The 18,026-nt window shown below is 71.3% G+C and carries 21 protein-coding genes and 1 tRNA gene; 15 read left to right on the forward strand and 7 right to left on the reverse strand.

Annotated elements, in window-relative coordinates; genetic code table 11:
- The first annotated feature begins 48 nt into the window (after positions 1–48).
- Positions 49–1,224: a polysaccharide pyruvyl transferase family protein gene (locus ACZBH1_RS13985; protein WP_463646726.1), complete on the forward strand. Its 1,176-nt coding sequence runs from the start codon at positions 49–51 to the stop codon at positions 1,222–1,224.
- 48 nt (positions 1,225–1,272) lie between these two features.
- Positions 1,273–1,698: a DoxX family protein gene (locus ACZBH1_RS13990; protein WP_452325389.1), complete on the forward strand. Its 426-nt coding sequence runs from the start codon at positions 1,273–1,275 to the stop codon at positions 1,696–1,698.
- A gap of 39 nt (positions 1,699–1,737) precedes the next feature.
- On the opposite strand, the gene ACZBH1_RS13995 is transcribed toward ACZBH1_RS13990, so the two are convergent.
- From ACZBH1_RS13995 to ACZBH1_RS14015, 5 genes are all read right to left on the reverse strand, one after another.
- A complete protein-coding gene (locus ACZBH1_RS13995; protein ID WP_336396848.1) occupies positions 1,738–2,583 on the reverse strand; it encodes a helix-turn-helix transcriptional regulator in 846 nt (281 codons plus the stop codon).
- A 79-nt stretch (positions 2,584–2,662) separates the two neighbouring features.
- Positions 2,663–2,881, reverse strand: a complete 219-nt coding sequence (locus ACZBH1_RS14000) for a putative acetyltransferase (RefSeq protein WP_336396849.1) — start codon at positions 2,879–2,881, stop codon at positions 2,663–2,665.
- Between the two features lie 8 nt (positions 2,882–2,889).
- Positions 2,890–3,429 carry a YaeQ family protein gene (locus tag ACZBH1_RS14005; RefSeq protein WP_463646727.1) on the reverse strand — a complete coding sequence of 180 codons (540 nt, stop codon included), beginning with the start codon at positions 3,427–3,429 and terminating at the stop codon, positions 2,890–2,892.
- Between the two features lie 110 nt (positions 3,430–3,539).
- Entirely contained in the window at positions 3,540–4,121 is a 582-nt protein-coding gene (locus tag ACZBH1_RS14010; protein ID WP_463646728.1) for a hypothetical protein, read from the reverse strand.
- Between the two features lie 38 nt (positions 4,122–4,159).
- Complete coding sequence (locus tag ACZBH1_RS14015) at positions 4,160–4,987, reverse strand: inositol monophosphatase family protein (protein WP_452325392.1); 828 nt, start codon at positions 4,985–4,987, stop codon at positions 4,160–4,162.
- 95 nt (positions 4,988–5,082) lie between these two features.
- On the opposite strand from ACZBH1_RS14015, the gene ACZBH1_RS14020 reads away from it, so the two are divergent.
- The 10 genes from ACZBH1_RS14020 (at position 5,083) to ACZBH1_RS14065 (ending at position 14,095) form a co-directional block, all read left to right on the forward strand.
- A tRNA-Lys gene (locus ACZBH1_RS14020) sits at positions 5,083–5,158 on the forward strand.
- A 162-nt stretch (positions 5,159–5,320) separates the two neighbouring features.
- Positions 5,321–6,523: a substrate-binding domain-containing protein gene (locus ACZBH1_RS14025; protein WP_336396856.1), complete on the forward strand. Its 1,203-nt coding sequence runs from the start codon at positions 5,321–5,323 to the stop codon at positions 6,521–6,523.
- A 19-nt stretch (positions 6,524–6,542) separates the two neighbouring features.
- Positions 6,543–7,358 carry an ABC transporter ATP-binding protein gene (locus ACZBH1_RS14030; protein ID WP_463646730.1) on the forward strand — a complete coding sequence of 272 codons (816 nt, stop codon included), beginning with the start codon at positions 6,543–6,545 and terminating at the stop codon, positions 7,356–7,358.
- Positions 7,355–8,068, forward strand: a complete 714-nt coding sequence (locus ACZBH1_RS14035) for an ABC transporter ATP-binding protein (protein ID WP_463646731.1) — start codon at positions 7,355–7,357, stop codon at positions 8,066–8,068. Before ACZBH1_RS14030 ends, ACZBH1_RS14035 begins: the two co-directional genes overlap by 4 nt.
- A complete protein-coding gene (locus tag ACZBH1_RS14040; RefSeq protein ID WP_336396859.1) occupies positions 8,065–8,940 on the forward strand; it encodes a branched-chain amino acid ABC transporter permease in 876 nt (291 codons plus the stop codon). The genes ACZBH1_RS14035 and ACZBH1_RS14040 overlap by 4 nt, the downstream gene beginning before the upstream one ends.
- A 62-nt stretch (positions 8,941–9,002) precedes the next feature.
- Complete coding sequence (locus ACZBH1_RS14045; protein ID WP_463647058.1) at positions 9,003–10,088, forward strand: branched-chain amino acid ABC transporter permease; 1,086 nt, start codon at positions 9,003–9,005, stop codon at positions 10,086–10,088.
- Positions 10,085–11,698 (forward strand): class I adenylate-forming enzyme family protein, encoded by a 1,614-nt coding sequence (locus tag ACZBH1_RS14050; protein WP_463646732.1) that lies wholly within the window; start codon positions 10,085–10,087, stop codon positions 11,696–11,698. Before ACZBH1_RS14045 ends, ACZBH1_RS14050 begins: the two co-directional genes overlap by 4 nt.
- Positions 11,695–12,378, forward strand: a complete 684-nt coding sequence (locus tag ACZBH1_RS14055; RefSeq protein WP_452325396.1) for a TetR/AcrR family transcriptional regulator — start codon at positions 11,695–11,697, stop codon at positions 12,376–12,378. Before ACZBH1_RS14050 ends, ACZBH1_RS14055 begins: the two co-directional genes overlap by 4 nt.
- On the forward strand, positions 12,378–13,130 hold the full coding sequence (locus ACZBH1_RS14060) for a 3-hydroxybutyrate dehydrogenase (RefSeq protein WP_336396862.1): 753 nt from the start codon (positions 12,378–12,380) through the stop codon (positions 13,128–13,130). Before ACZBH1_RS14055 ends, ACZBH1_RS14060 begins: the two co-directional genes overlap by 1 nt.
- Positions 13,127–14,095: an alpha/beta fold hydrolase gene (locus ACZBH1_RS14065; protein WP_336396863.1), complete on the forward strand. Its 969-nt coding sequence runs from the start codon at positions 13,127–13,129 to the stop codon at positions 14,093–14,095. Before ACZBH1_RS14060 ends, ACZBH1_RS14065 begins: the two co-directional genes overlap by 4 nt.
- Before the next feature lie 5 nt (positions 14,096–14,100).
- Here ACZBH1_RS14065 and ACZBH1_RS14070 read toward each other — a convergent pair whose 3' ends face one another.
- Entirely contained in the window at positions 14,101–14,880 is a 780-nt protein-coding gene (locus tag ACZBH1_RS14070; RefSeq protein WP_336396864.1) for an IclR family transcriptional regulator, read from the reverse strand.
- A gap of 112 nt (positions 14,881–14,992) precedes the next feature.
- Between ACZBH1_RS14070 and ACZBH1_RS14075 the strand changes: the two genes are divergently transcribed.
- Genes ACZBH1_RS14075 through ACZBH1_RS14085 form a run of 3 tightly spaced genes read left to right on the forward strand, consistent with a single transcriptional unit; the run spans position 14,993 to position 17,629 of the window.
- Positions 14,993–15,793, forward strand: coding sequence for a CoA transferase subunit A (locus ACZBH1_RS14075; RefSeq protein WP_336396865.1), 801 nt, complete (start codon positions 14,993–14,995; stop codon positions 15,791–15,793).
- Between the two features lies 1 nt (position 15,794).
- Positions 15,795–16,448, forward strand: coding sequence for a 3-oxoacid CoA-transferase subunit B (locus ACZBH1_RS14080; RefSeq protein WP_378883121.1), 654 nt, complete (start codon positions 15,795–15,797; stop codon positions 16,446–16,448).
- Entirely contained in the window at positions 16,445–17,629 is a 1,185-nt protein-coding gene (locus tag ACZBH1_RS14085; protein ID WP_463646734.1) for an acetyl-CoA C-acetyltransferase, read from the forward strand. The genes ACZBH1_RS14080 and ACZBH1_RS14085 overlap by 4 nt, the downstream gene beginning before the upstream one ends.
- 5 nt (positions 17,630–17,634) lie before the next feature.
- On the opposite strand, the gene ACZBH1_RS14090 is transcribed toward ACZBH1_RS14085, so the two are convergent.
- Positions 17,635–17,898: a hypothetical protein gene (locus tag ACZBH1_RS14090; protein WP_463646735.1), complete on the reverse strand. Its 264-nt coding sequence runs from the start codon at positions 17,896–17,898 to the stop codon at positions 17,635–17,637.
- Between the last annotated feature and the right edge of the window lie 128 nt (positions 17,899–18,026).

The following is an 18,026-nucleotide window of genomic DNA, read 5'->3' on the forward strand; positions in this document are numbered from 1 at the left end:
CCGACGCCGCGGCACCGCGACCGGCGCGTCCTTCCTGAACGGAGAGCTATGACCGTGCTCACCATCGGCGACATCGGCGTGGTGTCGGGGATGATGCACATCGGCGATGAGGCGATGTTCGAGGCGGCGCGTGACGAGCTCGCCGCGCGCGGGGTCGACATCGTGGGGGTGTCCTCGGCACCCGCCGAGTCCGAACGCCGCTACGGCGTGGCCATGGTGCCCCGCCTCGGGTTCGCGGGCCTGGATCGTGCCGCCTCGCAGGCGCGGCTGGAGGAGTTGACGGATGCCGCGGCCGGCCGGGGTCGTCTGGCAGCAGGTGACCCCGCCGAGGGGGTGCTCGCTGCTCTGGATCGCGTCTCGGGCGTCCTGAACGCGGGCGGGGGCAACCTCGCCTCGCGGTGGCCGGTGCACATCTACGAGCGCAGCGCGCTGGGCGCGATGGCGCGCGCCCGCGGTCTGCCGGTGGTGGTGACCGGACAGACGTTCGGGCCCGACCTCGAGCACGGCGACGAGGAGCGGGTCGCGAGCCTCGTGCGCGCGGCGGCACTGACGAGCGTGCGCGAATCGGTGTCGGGTGCGCTCGTGCGGTCGTGGGGCCTGCCGGTCGTGGAGGGGGTCGATGACGCGTCGTTCCTCGGCTGGCGGAGTCCCGCGGCGACCGGCGGGACCTCCGGGGCGGTGGTCGTCAGCCTGTCGGGCTGGTTCGCCGGCCGCTCCGCCCCCGACGTCGAGCAGCGGATGGCGGAGCTGGTCGACCACGCCGCGCGCACGGTGGGGCCGGTGGTCTTCCACGCGCACTTCGGCCCCTGGGGGCCGGGGGAGGAGCCGGCCGGCGACGCCGCGCTGCACGAGCGTGTGAGGGCGCGCATGACCGAAACCAGCAGGGTGCTGCCGACGGGCGACTCGGTGCCGGCGGCGGCGCTCGCGCGCTCGGCCCGCCTGCTCATCACGAGCCGCTACCACCCGGCCGTGTTCGCTGCACCCGCCGGAGTGCCGGTGGTGGCGCTCGCGGCCGACGACTACACGCGCATCAAGTTGTCCGGGGCCCTCGCCCACTGGGGCCAGAGCGAGGTGCAAGACCTCGACGCGCTTCCGGCCTCAGCGGTGGACCGTGCGGATGCCGGGCGGGATGCCACGTCCGCGGCCGCGCGCGAGCGCCTCGAGGGGCTCCGCTCGGCGGCCGCCCGATGGTGGGACGACGTCGCTGGGGTGCTCGCCGGGTGATGCGCTGCCGGCGACGCAGCGCCGTGCCGGGGATGCCAGACTGGCGCGATGACCGCGCCCGCACCGCCCCTGCAGATCGTCCGGATCATCCTGCGGGTCGTGCTCGGCGGATTCCTGGTCTTCATGGGGCTGTCGCACCTGTTCTGGGCCCGCCGCGGCTTCCAGGTGGCGGTGCCGGACTGGGCGGCGCGCGTCAGCGGCCTGGACAAGGACGCGATCGTGGTGGCCTCGGGCGCTGTGGAGGTGCTGCTGGGCGCGGCTCTGGTGTCACTCCCTCGGGAACGACGCCGCGTCGGTGCGGCGGTCGCGGGGTTCTTCGTCGCGGTCTTCCCCGGCAACGTCCACCACTGGCGCACCGGGACGCCGGTGCCTCTGATGCGCTCCGATCGCGCGAGGTTCGTCCGGCTGTTCCTGCAGCCCGTGCTCATCGCGTGGGCCCTGTGGAGCGCCGGTCCGTGGCGGGCGGGGCGCTGACCGCCTGGCCGGCAGACGTGGCGGGGGCTCTCCGGGTCCTCAGCGTCCCGCGGTGATCTGCTGCGAGCCGATCACCGACAGCAGCTGCAGTCGTTCGTAGCTCTCGGTGCCGGGCGCGGCGGTGAGTACGAGGAGCGTCTGGCCCTGCTCAGGATCGATGAGGAACTGGCACTGCATCTCCATCACGCCGACCTCGGGATGCTGCAGCCGCTTCTCACGGGGATGGGTGCCGCGCACCTCGTGCTCCTGCCAGAGCGCGGCGAACTCCGCACTGGTCGCCAGCAGATCGTCGACCATCACACCCGCGCGCGACCGAGCACCGAACTTCGCGTACGCCGTGCGGATGTCGGCTGCGAATGCACGAGACAGGCCGTGGTGATCTTCCGCGGGGTACACGTCGCGGGCAGACGGGTCCACGAACCACCGGTAGCCGACGCTGCGCATGCTGCCCTCGAAACGCGTCTCGTCGCCGAACAGCGCTCGTGCCGCGGGCGTCTGCGCGAGCGTCTCGCCCAGTTCGGTCATCACCTGCGCGGGAGTGTCGGCGAGCCGGTCGAGGATCCGCATGAGGCCGGGGGAGACGTGCTCGCTGCGCAGCGCACGAGCGGGCGCGGTGTGGCCGGCGAGGCGGAAGAGGTGGTCTCGTTCATCCAGCGTCAGCCGCAGGCCGCGGGCGATGGCGGCGAGCATCTGCTCGGAGGGCTGGGGCCCTCGGGCCTGCTCGAGACGGCTGTAGTAGTCGGTGGACATGTCGCACAGCGCCGCGACCTCTTCGCGACGCAGGCCGGCGGTGCGCCTGCGGGCGCCGCGTCGCAGGCCCACGTCCTCGGGCTGCAGCGCCGCCCGGCGGCGGCGCAGGAAGTCGGCGAGCTGAACCCTGTCCATCACCCGAGTCTCCGGCATCCGTCGCCCCGCAGCCAGGGATCCGCGGTCCCTCCCTGCGCCGAGCCGCGGCGGCGTCAGCTCACGCGCCCGCTCCCCGCGGCCGGGGAGCGGGCGGCGGCGGCACTCTCTTCGCGGCGATGATCGCACCGCGGGGGATGCGCTCGACCCCGCGCTTGCCGTCGACGACGACGGTCTCGGAATCGGCGCTCAGAAGCGGCCCGAGGGCGTCGGTCGCCTGGCCCGTCGGGAGCAGGTAGCGCACGACGACGCGGTGGCCGGGTTCGGGAAGCTCGATCATGAGGGTTCTCAGACGATGCCCTGGGTGCGGATGTCCGTCTCCAGGCTCTTGCCGTTGAGGTCGAGGTAGGTGCGCCGCTCGGTGATCGAGACGGTCATCGTGTTGCGCCGCTCGAGCTCGGCGGCCGCGGCGTCGACGAACCCCGGATCGAAGCTGTGGAGGCGGATCTCCTCCGCGCGATGGATCCGCTTGCCGGCCCACGGCGCCGCGACCTTCGCCGGATCGCGATGCGTGTACACCGCGACGCGCGCGGCCTGCATGCTGCCGGAGTGGAGCCGCGCGGCATCCGGCGCACCCACCTCCACCCATGCGGTGAGCGCCCCGGTGAGGTCGCGGGCGAGCACCGCCGGCTCGTCGGTCGCCGAGATGCCCTCGCTGAACGCGATGCCCTCCTCGTACTCCAGGCAGTACGCCAGCACGCGCGTCATCAGGAAGGCGTCGGTCTCGGACGGATGCCGCGCCACACGCACCGACAGATCCTCGTAGACGCCCCGGTCGACGTCGGCCAATTGGATAGCAAAGGTGTACATCGTCGCGCCGACCGCCATAGCGTTCGAGCCTACGCGGTGACGTCGTGACGTCGTGACAGCGTGACGGCCTGACGCCCGTCCCGCAGCTCACGGCGCGACGATTCAGGCGCGCCGCAGCGCCCGCCGGCTCAGTCCCGCGGCCACTCGATGAGCAGAAGGCCCTGCTTGGTGTCGGCGACGGTGACCTGGCCCTCGGCGAAGAGGTACGTGATGCCGTACCCGTTCTCGTCGGGGGCGATGACCGTGTTCGGGCTCTCGGTGACGTAGACCCCCGAGGCGTCCTCTTCTCGGATCCACCCCTGCGAGACGAGCTCGGTCTGCGCGTCGGCGGCCGCGTCGTCGGCGAGGAGCGCCCAGCCGAACATCTGCCCGTGGTCTCCGGCGGGTCCGCTGAAGTCGGCCCACATGCACTGGATGCCGCCTTCGATCTCGGTGCTGCCGATGTAGAGCGGCGACTGCTGCGAGCTCCAGCCGATGCTCTGGAAATCGGCCACGACGGATTCGCCGATGAGCGTCTCGCAGGTCGGAGCCTCGCTCGACGCCGGCTCGGGCTCGCCGGTGGTGGTGGGCTCGGGCGCGGCGCTGGTCGGTGTCGCGGCGTTGCCCGTCTCCTGCGGTGCAGGCTCCTCGGGCGAGCCCGTGCAGGCGGTGAGCACCACCGCGGTGAGGACGAGCGCGGCGGCGGTGCCGAGGATCCGGGGCGCAGGCATGAAGGGTCTCCGTTGGGGGGTGGGAGGGCGGAAGGACGTCAGGCGGAGTGGAGCAGATCGAGGAACGCGGAGTGGAGCACGCGGTTGGTCGCCAAGGAGGAGCGCTCGGAGAGGGAGTCGTTGCCGTCGTAGGACGTGAACCTCCCGCCCGCTTCGGTCACGATCGGCACGAGCGCCGCGATGTCGTACTCCTTGACGCCGAACTCGGCGACGAACTCGAGGCGTCCCTCGGCCAGGAGCATGTAGGGCCAGGCGTCGCCGTAGCCGCGGTCCCGCCAGACCGACGACGTCAGACGCTCGAGCGCATCGAGCCTTCCGGCCTCACGCCACTGTCCGATGCTCTGGAAGCTGACGCTCGACTCGGCGACGGCGTCGACCCTCGACACCGCGAGGCGCCGCCGCTCGCCCGCCGGCGTGTTCGTCCACGCGCCCAGGCCCGTGGCCGCCCACCACCGGCGGCCGATCGCCGGCTGGCTCGCGACGCCGACGCGCGGTACGCCGTCGACGACGAGGGCGATCAGCGTGGTCCACATCGGGATGCCCTTGAGGTAGTTCGCCGTGCCGTCGATCGGATCGACGATCCACTGGCGGTTCGAGTCGCCGCTGATGCCGTACTCCTCGCCGAAGACGCCGTCGTCGGGCCGTTCGGTCTCGAGGAGTGCGCGGATGGCACGCTCGGTGGCCAGATCCGCCTCGGTCACATGGCTGGCATCCGCCTTCAGCCGGATGTCGAGATCCGCGGCATCGAAACGGGACATGGATGCCGCGTCCGCCGCGTCGGCGAGGCGCAGCGCAAGGTCGAGGTCCGGCGAAAGATCCCCCTCGAAAGGCGTGTCGAACGACGGCGGCACGAGGGGGGAGGTCACGCGGTCCAGGATACCCGGGGGCCTTCCGCGTTCGATTTCACGTTGCGCGATCGTGATGGTAGCGTTGACCCTCGGTTCGCCACGTTGCGAATCGAGCACCTCTAGCTCAATCGGCAGAGCAACTGACTCTTAATCAGTGGGTTCTGGGTTCGAGTCCCAGGGGGTGCACCATCAAGAAGGGCGGTCCGCGAGGACCGCCCTTCTGCTGTCTCCGCGCTCTTCCGACTTGACCCGCACGGCGTCGTCCGCATAGATTGCAGGAACCTGAATCGGGTCTCATGTATGAGGCGGAGGCCTGGTTCCCGAATCCTTCCAATGGGGAAAGGCACGCACATGCGGGTTACGAAGAAGTTGCTCCTGGGCTCCGTGGTCGTCACGGCGGCGATCGCCCTGGCGGCCTGCGCGCCGACCGCGGAGACGCCGTCGGGCGAGGCGACCGACGGCGGTGGTCCCGCCGAGGTCACGGTCGGCATCGTCACGAGCGAGTCGGGGCCGCTCGCCGGCTACGGCAAGCAATACCTCGATGCGTTCGAGGCAGGTCTCGACTATGCGACCGACGGCACCGGCGAGATCGACGGCACGACTATCACCATCGAGAACCGCGATGACGCCGGAGACCCCGACAAGGCCGTCACCGCCGTCAAGGAGCTGATCGGCGAGGGCGTCAACATCATCGCCGGCACCGCATCCTCGGGCGTCGCCCTCGCCGTCGCCGAGCAGGCGCAGCAGAACAAGGTGCTCTACATCTCGGGCCCGGCCGCGGCTGATGCGATCACCGGCATCAACGACTACACGTTCCGTTCCGGCCGGCAGAGCGCGCAGGACGTCGCGACCGCGGGCACGTTCCTCGACGACATCGAGGGCAAGACGGTCGCGGTGTTCGCGCAGGACAACGCGTTCGGTCAGGGCAACGTCGCGGCCGTGGACGCCATCCTGGGCGGCAAGGGCGCGACGGTGAGCCCCGTGCTCGTCGCCGAGGACGTCACCGAGTTCACGCCGTTCGCGCAGCAGGTGCTCGCGGCTGCTCCCGACCTCGTCTTCGTGGCGTGGGCCGGCGCCACCTCGGGCGCGATGTGGCAGGCGATGAGCCAGCAGGGCGTGCTCGACGAGATCCCGGTGGTCACCGGACTCGGCGATGCTGCGACGTTCGGGGCCTACGGCGAGGCATCCGAGAAGATCAACTTCCTCAACCACTACTTCCCCGGTGGCCCGGACAACGACGTGAACACCGCGATGGTGGAGGCGATCGAGGAAGCCGGCGGAACGCCCGACCTCTTCAGCCCCGACGGGTTCAACGCGGCGATCATGATCGTCCACGCGATCCAGGAGGGCAAGGGCGACGTCGACGCGATGGTCTCGGCGCTGGAGGGCTTCGAGTTCGAGGGACCCAAGGGCGCCATGACCGTCCGTGAGGGCGACCACGCCCTCATCCAGGAGATGTACCAGGTGAAGCTCGTCGCCGACGGCGGCACCTTCGTGCCCGAGCTCATCGACACCGTCGCCGCCGACGAGGTCGCGCCGGCCGAGGCCGAGTGAGCCGGGGCGGCACCGCACGATGAGCACTCCCATCCCGTCCGCGCCCGACGCGGGTGCCGTTCGCCGCGGCTCTCCGCTGAAGGTCGAAGGCCTCGGCCTGCAGATCGGCGGCGCGACGATCCTCGAAGGCGTCGACCTCGACGTCGAGGCCGGCTCCCTCGTCGGAGTCATCGGCCCGAACGGCGCCGGCAAGACCACGCTCTTCAACGTGATCTCCGGGCTCATGAAGCCCACCGCCGGCCGTGTCGTGCTCGACGACCGCGACATCACGACGGCGTCGGTGCCCGCACGGGCGCGGGCGGGACTGGGGCGCACCTTCCAGACCTCGAGCCTCTTCCCGAAGCTGTCCGTGCTCGAGAACGTGCGCCTGGCCGCCCAGGTGTCGCTCGGCGGATCGGGATCGCTGGTGCGATTCCCTCGGCGAACGGATGCCGCCACCGCGCTGGCTGTGGACAAGCTCGACATCGTCGGGCTCGGCCACATGCGCGAAGCCATGGCGGGCGACATCTCCCACGGCGACAAGCGCAAGCTCGAGATCGCGGTGCTGCTGGCCACCGAGTCGAGCATCGTGCTGCTCGACGAGCCGATGGCCGGCGTCGCGTCCGGAGACGTGCCCGGCCTCGTGGAGAACATCCGCGTCATGCAGCGCGAGAAGGGCTGCACGCTGCTCATGGTCGAGCACCACATCGATGTGCTCATGGGACTGGTCGAGAAGGTGGCGGTGATGTACTTCGGCACGATCATCGCGTACGACACCCCGCAGCGGATCATGGACAACCCGCTGGTGCAGAGCGCGTACCTCGGCTCCGGCTCCACCGGAACGGAGGCCGCATGACCGCCGAGCCGATCCTCACGGTGCGGAACATGCGCTGCACCATCGCCGGCCAGCAGGTCGTCGAGGATGTGTCCTTCGACGTGCCGGCCACCGGAATCACCGCCGTCCTCGGGCGCAACGGCGTGGGCAAGACGTCGACGCTGCGCGGCATCCTGGGTCTCATCTCGCGGCGCGGCGAGGTACGCCTCGCCGGGGAGCGCATCGACGGACTGTCCACGCACCGCATCGTCCGGCGCGGTGTGGGCTATGTGCCGGAGGACCGCGAGGTCTTCTCCAGGCTCACGGTCGCCGAGAACCTGGTGCTGGCGGAGCGGCAGCGCAGCCCCCGGCACCAGTTCGTCGCCGAACTCTTCCCGGATCTGGTCGCACGTCGCGACCAGCAGGCGGGCACTCTCTCGGGCGGGCAGCAGCAGATGGTGTCGGTCGCGCGGGCGCTGCTCAACGACAACAGGCTGCTCCTCGTCGACGAGCCGACGAAGGGCCTCGCCCCGAAGATCGTCACGGAGGTCGCCGACGCGCTCGAGGAGGCCTCGAAGACCGTGCCGATCCTCCTCGTCGAGCAGAACCTCGAGGTCGTGCGCCGCCTCGCCGACGACGCCGTCGTGATCGCCGGCGGCCGGGTCGCCCACGTCGGCAAGGCGCGCGCGATCCTCGACGACGACGACCTGACCCGCCGCCTCCTCGGCGTCCACGTGGAGCACGCCCTATGAGCACCCTCGTCCTGACCCTGATCACCGGCGTCGGCCTCGGCGCCCTCTACTTCCTCGTCGCGAGCGGGCTCAGCCTCATCTACGGCCTGATGCACGTGCTGAACTTCGCGCACGGCGCCTTCCTCACGCTGAGCGCCTTCATGGGCTTCATGGTCGCCCAGGCTCTGGGCACCGACTCGTGGGGATCGTTCCTGCTGTCGGTGCTCGTCGGCGCGGCGGTGGGCGCGGTGTTCGCGACGCTGACGGAGCTCGTGCTCATCCGCCCGCTGTACGAGCGGCACATCGAGCAGGTGCTGGTCACCGTGGGCCTCTCCTTCGCCGCCGTGGCGCTGTTCGAGGGGATCTGGGGCACCGACCCGATCCACATCTCGGGTCCGGCGTGGCTGAAGCAGACGACGGAGGTGCTCGGCGCCCGCATCCCCAACACGTACTGGGTGCTCATGATCGCGGCCGTACTCGTGCTCGCTGCCCTGGTGCTCTTCCTGCAGAAGACGCGCTACGGCATGATCATCCGGGCCGGCGTCGAGAACCGCTCGATGGTCACCGCGCTGGGCATCGACGTGCGGCGCTCGTTCACCCTCGTCTTCGCGATCGGCGGTGCGGCCGCCGGCATCGGCGGCGTGCTGGCCATGCACTACTCGACGTTCGTGTCGGCCCACCTGGGCCAGACGCTCCTCATCTTCGCGTTCATCGTCACCGTGGTGGGCGGCCTCGGATCGCTGACCGGTGCGGCCGTGGCATCCGTCCTCGTCGCCGTCCTGCAACAGTTCGCGAACTTCTATCTCGGCGGGACCGGCGACTTCATCGTCGTGATCCTGCTGGCGCTCGTGCTGCTCGTGCGCCCGAGCGGCCTCCTGGGGAGGAAGGCATGACCCGTCGACAGCCTCAGGGACCGGGGCAGGGCTCCGCCCTCCGTCGCTTCACCCCCGCGATCATGGGCGCGGTGCTGGTCGCCTTCATGGCGATGCTTCCGCTGCTCAACCTCTCGCTTCCCGGCATCCTGCCCACGCCGACCTACATGCCGGGCACGCTCGCGCTGCTGTCGCTGTGCATGGTGTTCGCGGCGCTCGCACTGTCCTACAACCTGCTGCTGGGATCGGGCGGGATGCTGTCGTTCGGTCACGCGCTCTACTTCGGCGCCGGCGCCTACGGACTCGGCATCGCCCTCGAGCACTTCGGCGTGCCGCTGTGGCCGGGCATCTTCGTCGCGCTCATCGGCGGCATGGTCATCGCGCTCGTGACCGGTGCGGTGTCGATGCGGGTGTCGGGCATCCCGTTCGCCATGGTGACCCTGGCCTTCGCGCAGGCGGGCTCGGTGCTCGTGCGCCGCAACTCCCAGGTGACGGGGGGCGAGGAGGGCCTGAGCCTGAACACCGAGCAGGTGCCGGACTTCCTCATCGGCGTGATCAATACCCGCAACCTGTACTGGTTCACGCTCGTCGTGCTCGTCGTGGTCTATCTCGTGACACTGTGGGTCGACACCTCGCGTCTGGGCCACCTCGCCCGCGCGACCCGCGAGAACGAGCAGCGGGTGCGCGTGCTGGGGCTCTCGCCCTACCGCGTGCGGCTCATCGTGTTCGTCATCGCCGCGGTGCTGGCGGCGCTGGCCGGCGTGGCGTACATGCTGCTGCAGTCGGGCACCGTGCCGCGCGCCGTCTCGGCCGATCTCACCATCACCGTGCTGGTCATGGTCGTGCTGGGTGGCGTCGGGTTCCGGTGGGGTGCCATCGTCGGGGGTGTGCTGTACACGCTCCTCGATCAGCGGCTCACCGTGCTGGCCGGATCCGAAGCGATCGCGGACCTCCCTGACTGGCTGCGCGTGCCGCTGTCGGAGCCGCTGTTCCTCCTCGGCGTGCTCTTCATCGTCGTGGTGATGTTCCTGCCGGGCGGTATCGCCGGCACGATCGACGCCGCCGTCAAGCGCCGCCGCGGCGAGCGGGTGCGCACCTCGCTGCGGAGCCTCGACGACGCCGAGCAGGCGACGGAGGCGGCCGAGGCGCCCGCCGAGGTGCGCTCATGACCTGCGGCCTCGATGCGCACGTCGAGGACGAGCCGCACGCCATCGGCCGCTGGATCACCGATCGGGCCGGGCGCTCACCGGAGCGCATCGCGGTGGACGACAGGGGCGTGACGACCGACTACGCGACGCTCGCCGCCCGGGCCGGCGAGCTCGCCGAGAACCTCCGGCGATCGGGCTACGGCCCGGGCGACCGCATCGCGACGGTGTCGGGGAACTCGACCGACCACGTCGTCGCCTTCTTCGCGTGCGCGATCGCGGGGATCGCCTTCGTGCCGCTGTCGTGGCGGCTCACTCCGCGCGAGCTCGCCGACGTCCTCACCCGATCCGCGCCGGCGCTCGTGCTGATCGAGGACGAGCACGCCGCGCTCGCCGGCGAGGCGCTGCGGCTCGCGGACCGGACCGGTCCCACCGCGGCCCTGGGCACCACCGGGATCGAGGCATCCGTCCCTCGCGCACGGCACCCGCGCACGCACCGGCCGGTACGCGACGACGACCCGCTGCTCGTCATCTTCACGTCGGGCAGCGAGGCCGCTCCCAAGGGCGTGGTCCTGACGCACGCGAACTGCTTCTGGAACAACCTGGCCCTCTCGCAGGCGCTCCCGCTCGCGCAGGACGACGTCGTGCTGGCGATGCTGCCGCAGTTCCACGTCGCCGCGTGGAACTGCCAGCCGCTGCTGGCCTGGTGGGTCGGGGCGACCGTCGTGCTGGAGCGCTCGTTCCAGCCCGCCCGGGTGCTGCAGCTCATCGCCGACCGCCGCATCACCGCCATGATGGGCGTGCCCACGCAGTACGCGCTGCTGGCCGCCGATCGGGAGTGGGAGTCGACGGATGCCTCGTCGCTCCGGCTGGCCCTCGTGGGGGGTGCCACCATGCCGGTGCCGCTGCAGGAGGCCTGGGCGTCCCGCGGCGTCCCGCTCACGCAGGGGTACGGGCTGACAGAGGCGGGTCCGAACGTCCTGCACCTCCCGGCCGCAGAGGCCGCGGCCGCACCCGGCGCCGTCGGGCGGCCGTACCCGTACGTGTCGGTGAGGATCGTCGATCCCGCCACCGGCCTGACCCTGGAGGGCGAGGCCACCGGCGAGCTGTGGGTGCGCGGACCCAGCGTCTTCCCGGGCTACCTCGGCGACGCCGCCGCCACCTCGCGCGCGCGGGACGGCGAGTGGCTGCGCACGGGCGACCTCGTCTCGCGCGACGGGGACGGTGTGTTCCGGATCGTCGACCGGCTGAAGGACATCTTCATCTCGGGCGGCGAGAACGTCGCGCCGGCCGAGGTGGAGTACGCGCTGTGCCTGCATCCGCTCGTCGCGGCGGCCGCCGTCGTCGGCGTTCCGGACCCGGTGTGGGGCGAACGCGGGATCGCGTTCGTCGTGCCGGCCGCCGGTGCGGCGCTGGCGGAGGACGAGCTCCTCACGCACGCGCGGCGCAACCTCGCCGCGTTCAAGGTGCCGGTGCGTGTCGTGCTGGTGGACGCGCTGCCGCGTTCGACGATCGACAAGCTCGCCCGCTCCCGGCTGCGCGAGTGGGCTCTCGGATCGGCGCCGGGCCCGGGGAATCGACAGGCGGCAGGGCCCGCGGCGTTCGGGGCGCGAGGGACGGGGGAGTCCGCATGAGCATGTCCGACGAGATGGTCGACGGGGGGGAGCTGGTCTCGTCCGCGACCGGGCGCCCCCTCACCAAGCGCGGAGAGGCGACCCGCCGTCGCCTCCTCGAGGCGGCGGAGCTGGTGTTCGCGGACCAGGGCTACCACGAGGCATCCATCGTCAAGATCACCGAGCGGGCGGGCATCGGTCTGGGCACCTTCTACCTCTACTTCGACAGCAAGCAGTCGATCTTCGAGGCTCTCGTGCTCGACCTGAACCGTCGCGTGCGCCATTCGATGTCCGAGGCCATGACGGGAGCAGCGTCGCGGCTGGAGGCGGAGCGCGCGGGCTTCGCCGGCTTCTTCCGGTTCACCGCGGAGCACCCCGCGCTGTACCGGGTGGTGCGCGAGGCGGAGTTCGTGTCGCCCGCGGTGCTGCGCACCCACTACACGCGCATCGTCGAGGGCTACGAAGCCGGACTCCGTGCGGCCCAGGAGGCCGGCGACGTCGACCGGCAGCTCGACCCCGAGACCACGGCCTGGGCCCTGATGGGCATGGGCGAGCTGATCGGCATGCGGTTCCTGCTGTGGGAGCGCGACGCCGAGGGCAGGCCGCCTGCCGAGCTCGACCCCGCGGTCTTCGCCGGCATGACCCGCATCATCGACAACGCGCTGGCTCCTCGCGGCGCCGACGAGAAGAAGGAAGGCTGATGGCAGACAAGGATCTCGCCGGCAGGCGGGCGCTGGTGACCGGCGGTGCGAGCGGCATCGGTCTGGCGTGCGCGCACGAGCTCGCTTCGCGAGGCGCTCATGTCATCGTCGCCGATCGCGATGCCCAGGCCGCGACGGATGCCGCCACCGCGGTGGGCGGCGAATCCTGGGTGGCGGACCTCTCCGACACCGCGGCGCTCGAGGATCTCGCGCTGGACGTCGACATCCTCGTCAACAACGCCGGGATCCAGCGGGTGTCGCCGATCACCGAGTTCGATCCCGACACGTTCCGCCTGCTGCTGCGGCTCATGCTCGAGTCGCCGTTCCTGCTGATCCGCGCCGCGCTTCCCGGGATGTACGAGCGCGGATGGGGACGGGTCATCAACATCTCCAGCGCCCACGGCCTGCGCGCGAGCCCGTTCAAGTCGGCCTATGTCGCAGCCAAGCACGGCCTGGAGGGACTGTCGAAGGTCACCGCCCTCGAGGGCGCCCCGCACGGTGTGACGAGCAACTGCATCAACCCGGCATACGTGCGCACCCCGCTGGTGGAGAAGCAGATCGCGGATCAGGCGAAGGTGCACGGGATCCCGGCCGAAGAGGTGGTCGAGAAGATCATGCTCACCGAGAGCGCCATCAAGCGCCTCGTCGAGGCGGACGAGGTCGCCTCACTGGCCGGATGGCTCGCGTCCGACCGGGCGGGGATGGTCACCGGCGCCTCGTACACGATGGACGGCGGATGGACGGCTCGATGAACCACGACAGGATCCCCGGCGGCGGCGCCGTCCCGGCGGCGGCGCCCGTGGCCGCACACGAATACCGTGAGGTCGACGTCCCCGTGGACGGCGGACTGCTGCACGCCGGCGTGTGGGAGCCGATCGACACGCCGGCGCACGACGCGGCCGGGGTGCAGACGGTGCTTCTCGTGCACGGCGTCACCGCGTCGCACCTGGCCTGGCCGTTCGTCGTGGAGCGGCTGCCGGGCGTGCGCGTCGTCGCCCCCGACCTCCGCGGCCGCGGTCGCAGCAACGGGCTCGCGGGCTCTGCCGGGATGGCCGCGCACGCGGCGGACCTCGCGTCGCTGCTCGACGCCCTCGGGATCTCGCGGACAGTGGTCGTCGGACACTCGATGGGCGGGTTCGTCTCGGTGGTCTTCGCCCACCGGCACCCCGAGCGCGTCTCGCGCGTCGTGCTCGTCGACGGCGGACTGCCGCTGGACGTGCCGCAGGGCCTCAGCGCCGACCAGCTGGTCGCCGGCATCCTCGGCCCGACGGCGGCGCGGCTGTCGATGAGGTTCGCCGGGCCGGGGGAGTACCTGGAGTTCTGGCGGCGGCATCCGGCGTTCGGCGAGGACTGGACGCCCGAGCTCGAGCGCTACCTGGCCTACGACCTCGTCGAGGACGGAGCCGGCGCGTACCGGCCGGCGACGAGCTACGCGACCACCGCGGATGACACCGTCGACATGAACACCGGCGCCGCGCTGCCCGCGGCGCTGGCCGGGCTGCGGCATCCGACGCGCTTGATCACGGTGCCGCTCGGCCTGCAGAACGAGCCGCCGGGCCTCTACGCCCCCGAGCACCTGGAGCGCCTGCTCGCGTCGTACCCGGGCGTCGCGCACGAGCGGGTGGCGGGGTTCAACCACTACACGATCGTGATGTCGCCGGCCGGGGCCGACGTCGTGGCCGCCGCCGTGCGGGAGGAGCTCGCCGCGCTGGTGTGACGCCGTCAGCGGGAGGCGGCGATGCGGGTCGTCAGCTGATGGGCGTGAGCCAAGAGCGTGCGGCCCAGCTCCGGAAGCCGGTCGGCCCCGAAGCGGAACTGCACGCCCGTCAGGCTCAACGCCCACTGCGGGTGGCCCTCGCGCGTGAAGACAGCCGCGCCGATGCCGTACGAGCCCTCGACGATGAGGCCGGGGTTGACCGCGTAGCCGCGCTCCTGCGTCTCGCGCAGCCTGGTCCGAAGCCGTCGCTCGCCGTGCGCCGCGCCCCACTGCTCCGGCAGCTCGGGGTGTCGCTCGAAGTAGGCGTCCACATCGTGGGGCGGCAGGAAGGACAGGATCGCCAGCCCGGCAGAGGCCACCCCGAGCGGGAAGCGCACGCCCTCCGACAGCACGAACGAGCGGATCGGGAAGCTGCCCTCCTCCCGGAGGAGGCACACGGTCTCATCGCCGCGTCGCACCGAGAGGAACGCGCTCTCCTCGGTGCGAACGGCAAGGGATCGTACGATGTCGCGCGCGATGGCGGTGATGTCGTAGCGGGATGCCGCCACGGTGCCCATCAGGAACAGCTCGGGCCCCGGCATCCAGCGTCCGGTGCGCTCGTCCTGGTCGACGAGCCCTTCGTGCCGCAGCGCGGTCAGCAGGCGATGCGCGGTGGGCCGGGTCAGCTCCGCGCGTCGTGCGAGCTCGGCGACGGCCATGCCCTCGGCGCCCCCTGCGGTCACCAGGCGCAGGAGTTGCGCCGCGCGCGCGATCGACTGCGCCCCCGGGACGGAGCGCTTGGGCATGCTGTCCACGATATGGACGCTACGCGCCGTATCGGCCACATGGCAAGCGACGCCTCGCGCGCCGGCGTCGGGCGCGGCAGGATCGAGGGCACGAGCGATGCGAAGGAGCAGCATGATCGACAAGACCTGGGGCTCGGCGGCCGAGGCCGTCGCCGACATCCCCGACGGCGCCTCTCTCGCGGTCGGAGGCTTCGGGCTCTCCGGCAACCCGATCGCCCTCATCGAGGCGCTGCTGGCGCAGGGGACGAGCGACCTCAGCATCGTCAGCAACAACTGCGGCGTCGACGACTGGGGGCTCGGCATCCTGCTGAACGCCAAGCGCATCCGCAAGATGACCTCGTCGTACGTCGGCGAGAACAAGGAGTTCGAGCGGCAGTTCCTCTCCGGTGAGCTCGAGCTCGAGCTCACGCCCCAGGGCACCCTCGCCGAGAAGCTCCGGGCGGGAGGCTCAGGGATCGCGGCGTTCTACACGCAGACCGGCGTGGGCACGCAGGTCGCCGAGGGCGGGCTGCCGCGCCGCTACGCCGTCGACGGCTCGATCGCCGTCGCATCCCCGGTCAAGGACGTGCGCAGCTTCGACGTCTCGGGCGCCGCGCGCGACTATGTGCTGGAAGAGGCGATCGTCACCGACTTCGCACTCGTCCACGCGCTCAAGGGCGACCGCCACGGCAACCTCGTCTTCAACAAGGCGGCGCGCAACTTCAACCCGCTCGCCGCGATGGCCGGGCGCGTGTGCATCGCCCAGGTCGAAGAGCTCGTCGAACCGGGCGAGCTGGATCCCGACGCCATCCACCTGCCCGGCATCTACGTGCACCGCATCGTGGAGGTCGGAGCCGACATCGAGAAGCGCATCGAACGACGAACGGTCTCGGTCGCCCGGGCCGCCGCGCGCGAGATGCCGGAAGGAGCCTGACATGGCGCTCAGCCGCAATGAGATGGCCGCGCGCGCGGCTGCGGAGCTCGCCGACGGGGCTTACGTCAACCTCGGCATCGGCCTGCCGACGCTCGTGCCCAACTTCGTGCCCGACGGCGTGACGGTCGTGCTGCAGTCCGAGAACGGCATCCTCGGCGTCGGCCCGTACCCGACGGAGGAGAACGTCGATCCCGACCTCATCAACGCCGGCAAGGAGACCGTCACGACCCTTCCGGGCGCCGCGTTCTTCGACTCCGCGACGAGCTTCGGCATGATCCGCGGCGGCAAGATCGACGCCGCCATCCTCGGCGCCATGCAGGTCTCGGCGACGGGTGACCTCGCGAACTGGATGATCCCCGGCAAGATGGTCAAGGGTCCGGGCGGCGCGATGGACCTCGTGCACGGAGCCGCGAAGGTCATCGTGCTCATGGAGCACGTCGCCAAGGACGGCTCGGCCAAGATCGTGGACGAGTGCACGCTGCCCCTCACCGGCCGCGGCGTCGTGGACCGCATCATCACCGACCTCGCCGTCATCGATGTGACCGATGCCGGCCTCGTGCTCGTCGAGACCGCGCCGGGTGTCACCGTCGAGGAGGTCATCGCCGCGACAGAGCCCCGACTCACCGTCTCCGAACAGCTGGAAGTGATCTCATGACCCGTGAAGACATCGTCATCGTCGCCGCCGCGCGCACGCCGCAGGGGCGGCTGAAGGGCCAGCTCGCGCCGCTGACCGCGGTGCAGCTCGGCAGCGCAGCGATCAAGGGCGCCCTCGACAAGGGCGGCATCCCCGCCGACGCCGTCGACGCGGTGCTCGTCGGGCAGGTGCTCGCCGCCGGCAGCGGCCAGAACCCTGCGCGGCAGGCGGCCGTGGGGGCCGGCATCGGGTGGGACGTGCACTCGGGCTCGGTCAACAAGGTGTGCCTCTCCGGGCTCACCGCCGTCATCGACGGCGCCCGAATGATCGCCGTGGGGGACGCGACGGTCGTGGTCGCTGCCGGCATGGAGTCCATGACCCGTGCGCCGCACCTCCTGATGGGCTCGCGCGACGGATGGGCGTACGGTTCGATCGAGGTGCTCGACCACATGGCGCACGACGGGCTGACCGACGCATACGACCGCGAGAGCATGGGCGCGTCGACGGAGCGGCACAACGGCCGGCTCGAGGTCACGCGGGAAGCGCAGGATGCCGTCGCCGCACGCTCGCACCAGCGCGCCGCGGCCGCCCAGGCCGACGGAGTGTTCGACGCCGAGATCGTGCCGGTGGAGATCCCGCAGCGCAAGGGCGACCCGGTGGTCGTGACGAAGGACGAGGGCGTGCGACCCGAGACGACGGTCGAGACCCTCTCGCGCCTGCGTGCCGCCTTCGCCGAGGGTGGCTCGATCACGGCCGGCAACTCGTCGCAGATCTCCGACGGCGCCTCGGCGGTGGTGCTCACCCGGCGCTCGCACGCCGACGAGAACGGCTGGCCCGTCCTCGCGGTCGTCGGCGCCTCCGGGCAGGTCGCCGGTCCCGACAATTCGCTGCACTCGCAGCCCGCACGCGCGATCGAGAAGGCGCTCGAGAAGCAGGGGATCGCGGCATCCGACCTCGACATCGTGGAGATCAACGAGGCGTTCGGGGCCGTCGTGGCGCGATCGCAGGCGGAGCTCGGACTGTCGGACGACGTCGTCAACCCGCACGGCGGCGGCATCGCGATCGGGCATCCCATCGGGGCCTCCGGCAACCGGCTGGTCGTCCACGCGGTGCACGAGCTCGTCCGCCGCGGCGGCGGGACGGCCGCGGTCGCGCTGTGCGGCGGGGGCGGTCAGGGCGACGCGCTGATCCTCACACGCTGAGCCGGTCAGTCCGCGAGGCGCTTGAGGCGGTCCTTGCGGATCTTGCGCTCGTTCCCGTGGATGGGGGAGTCCTTGGCGACCGCCTCGCCGTGTGCGGCACGGCGCAGGTCGACGATGGCGCCGATCGCGAGGGCGAGCGAGATGCCCCAGCTGATCCAGGCGAGCACCTGGCGCCACGTGAAGGGCTCCTTCTCGCGGAGTCCCCTCAGCAGCGTCAAACCGCCCGTGAGGGCGGTGAGGAGCCCGGTGCCGAAGAGGTACTTGCGCATGGGGCCACGTTAGCGCGGGGTGCGCGCACCCTGCGCCCCTTGACATGTGCGCGCTCGGTGCGTCAAGGGGCGCAGGCCGGGCGGAACGGCGCTGTTAGCCTGGGCGTGCCGAGTCCACGAAACCGTCA

It is taken from the genome of Microbacterium sp. ZXT2-5 (assembly GCF_055329545.1).

What these genes read in the sequence shown, in the direction of transcription:
- ACZBH1_RS14040 (WP_336396859.1), top strand. Translation starts at nt 8,065, where the DNA reads ATGAGCACCCTCGTCCTGACCCTGATCACCGGCGTCGGCCTCGGCGCC.
- ACZBH1_RS14050 (WP_463646732.1), top strand. Translation starts at nt 10,085, where the DNA reads ATGACCTGCGGCCTCGATGCGCACGTCGAGGACGAGCCGCACGCCATC.
- ACZBH1_RS14070 (WP_336396864.1), bottom strand. Translation starts at nt 14,880, where the DNA reads ATGCCCAAGCGCTCCGTCCCGGGGGCGCAGTCGATCGCGCGCGCGGCG.
- ACZBH1_RS14085 (WP_463646734.1), top strand. Translation starts at nt 16,445, where the DNA reads ATGACCCGTGAAGACATCGTCATCGTCGCCGCCGCGCGCACGCCGCAG.
- ACZBH1_RS14005 (WP_463646727.1), bottom strand. Translation starts at nt 3,429, where the DNA reads ATGGCGGTCGGCGCGACGATGTACACCTTTGCTATCCAATTGGCCGAC.
- ACZBH1_RS13995 (WP_336396848.1), bottom strand. Translation starts at nt 2,583, where the DNA reads ATGGACAGGGTTCAGCTCGCCGACTTCCTGCGCCGCCGCCGGGCGGCG.
- ACZBH1_RS14065 (WP_336396863.1), top strand. Translation starts at nt 13,127, where the DNA reads ATGAACCACGACAGGATCCCCGGCGGCGGCGCCGTCCCGGCGGCGGCG.
- ACZBH1_RS14010 (WP_463646728.1), bottom strand. Translation starts at nt 4,121, where the DNA reads ATGCCTGCGCCCCGGATCCTCGGCACCGCCGCCGCGCTCGTCCTCACC.
- ACZBH1_RS14045 (WP_463647058.1), top strand. Translation starts at nt 9,003, where the DNA reads ATGGGCGCGGTGCTGGTCGCCTTCATGGCGATGCTTCCGCTGCTCAAC.
- ACZBH1_RS14080 (WP_378883121.1), top strand. Translation starts at nt 15,795, where the DNA reads ATGGCGCTCAGCCGCAATGAGATGGCCGCGCGCGCGGCTGCGGAGCTC.
- ACZBH1_RS13985 (WP_463646726.1), top strand. Translation starts at nt 49, where the DNA reads ATGACCGTGCTCACCATCGGCGACATCGGCGTGGTGTCGGGGATGATG.
- ACZBH1_RS14030 (WP_463646730.1), top strand. Translation starts at nt 6,543, where the DNA reads ATGAGCACTCCCATCCCGTCCGCGCCCGACGCGGGTGCCGTTCGCCGC.
- ACZBH1_RS14035 (WP_463646731.1), top strand. Translation starts at nt 7,355, where the DNA reads ATGACCGCCGAGCCGATCCTCACGGTGCGGAACATGCGCTGCACCATC.
- ACZBH1_RS14000 (WP_336396849.1), bottom strand. Translation starts at nt 2,881, where the DNA reads ATGATCGAGCTTCCCGAACCCGGCCACCGCGTCGTCGTGCGCTACCTG.
- ACZBH1_RS14090 (WP_463646735.1), bottom strand. Translation starts at nt 17,898, where the DNA reads ATGCGCAAGTACCTCTTCGGCACCGGGCTCCTCACCGCCCTCACGGGC.
- ACZBH1_RS14025 (WP_336396856.1), top strand. Translation starts at nt 5,321, where the DNA reads ATGCGGGTTACGAAGAAGTTGCTCCTGGGCTCCGTGGTCGTCACGGCG.
- ACZBH1_RS14060 (WP_336396862.1), top strand. Translation starts at nt 12,378, where the DNA reads ATGGCAGACAAGGATCTCGCCGGCAGGCGGGCGCTGGTGACCGGCGGT.
- ACZBH1_RS14055 (WP_452325396.1), top strand. Translation starts at nt 11,695, where the DNA reads ATGAGCATGTCCGACGAGATGGTCGACGGGGGGGAGCTGGTCTCGTCC.
- ACZBH1_RS13990 (WP_452325389.1), top strand. Translation starts at nt 1,273, where the DNA reads ATGACCGCGCCCGCACCGCCCCTGCAGATCGTCCGGATCATCCTGCGG.
- ACZBH1_RS14075 (WP_336396865.1), top strand. Translation starts at nt 14,993, where the DNA reads ATGATCGACAAGACCTGGGGCTCGGCGGCCGAGGCCGTCGCCGACATC.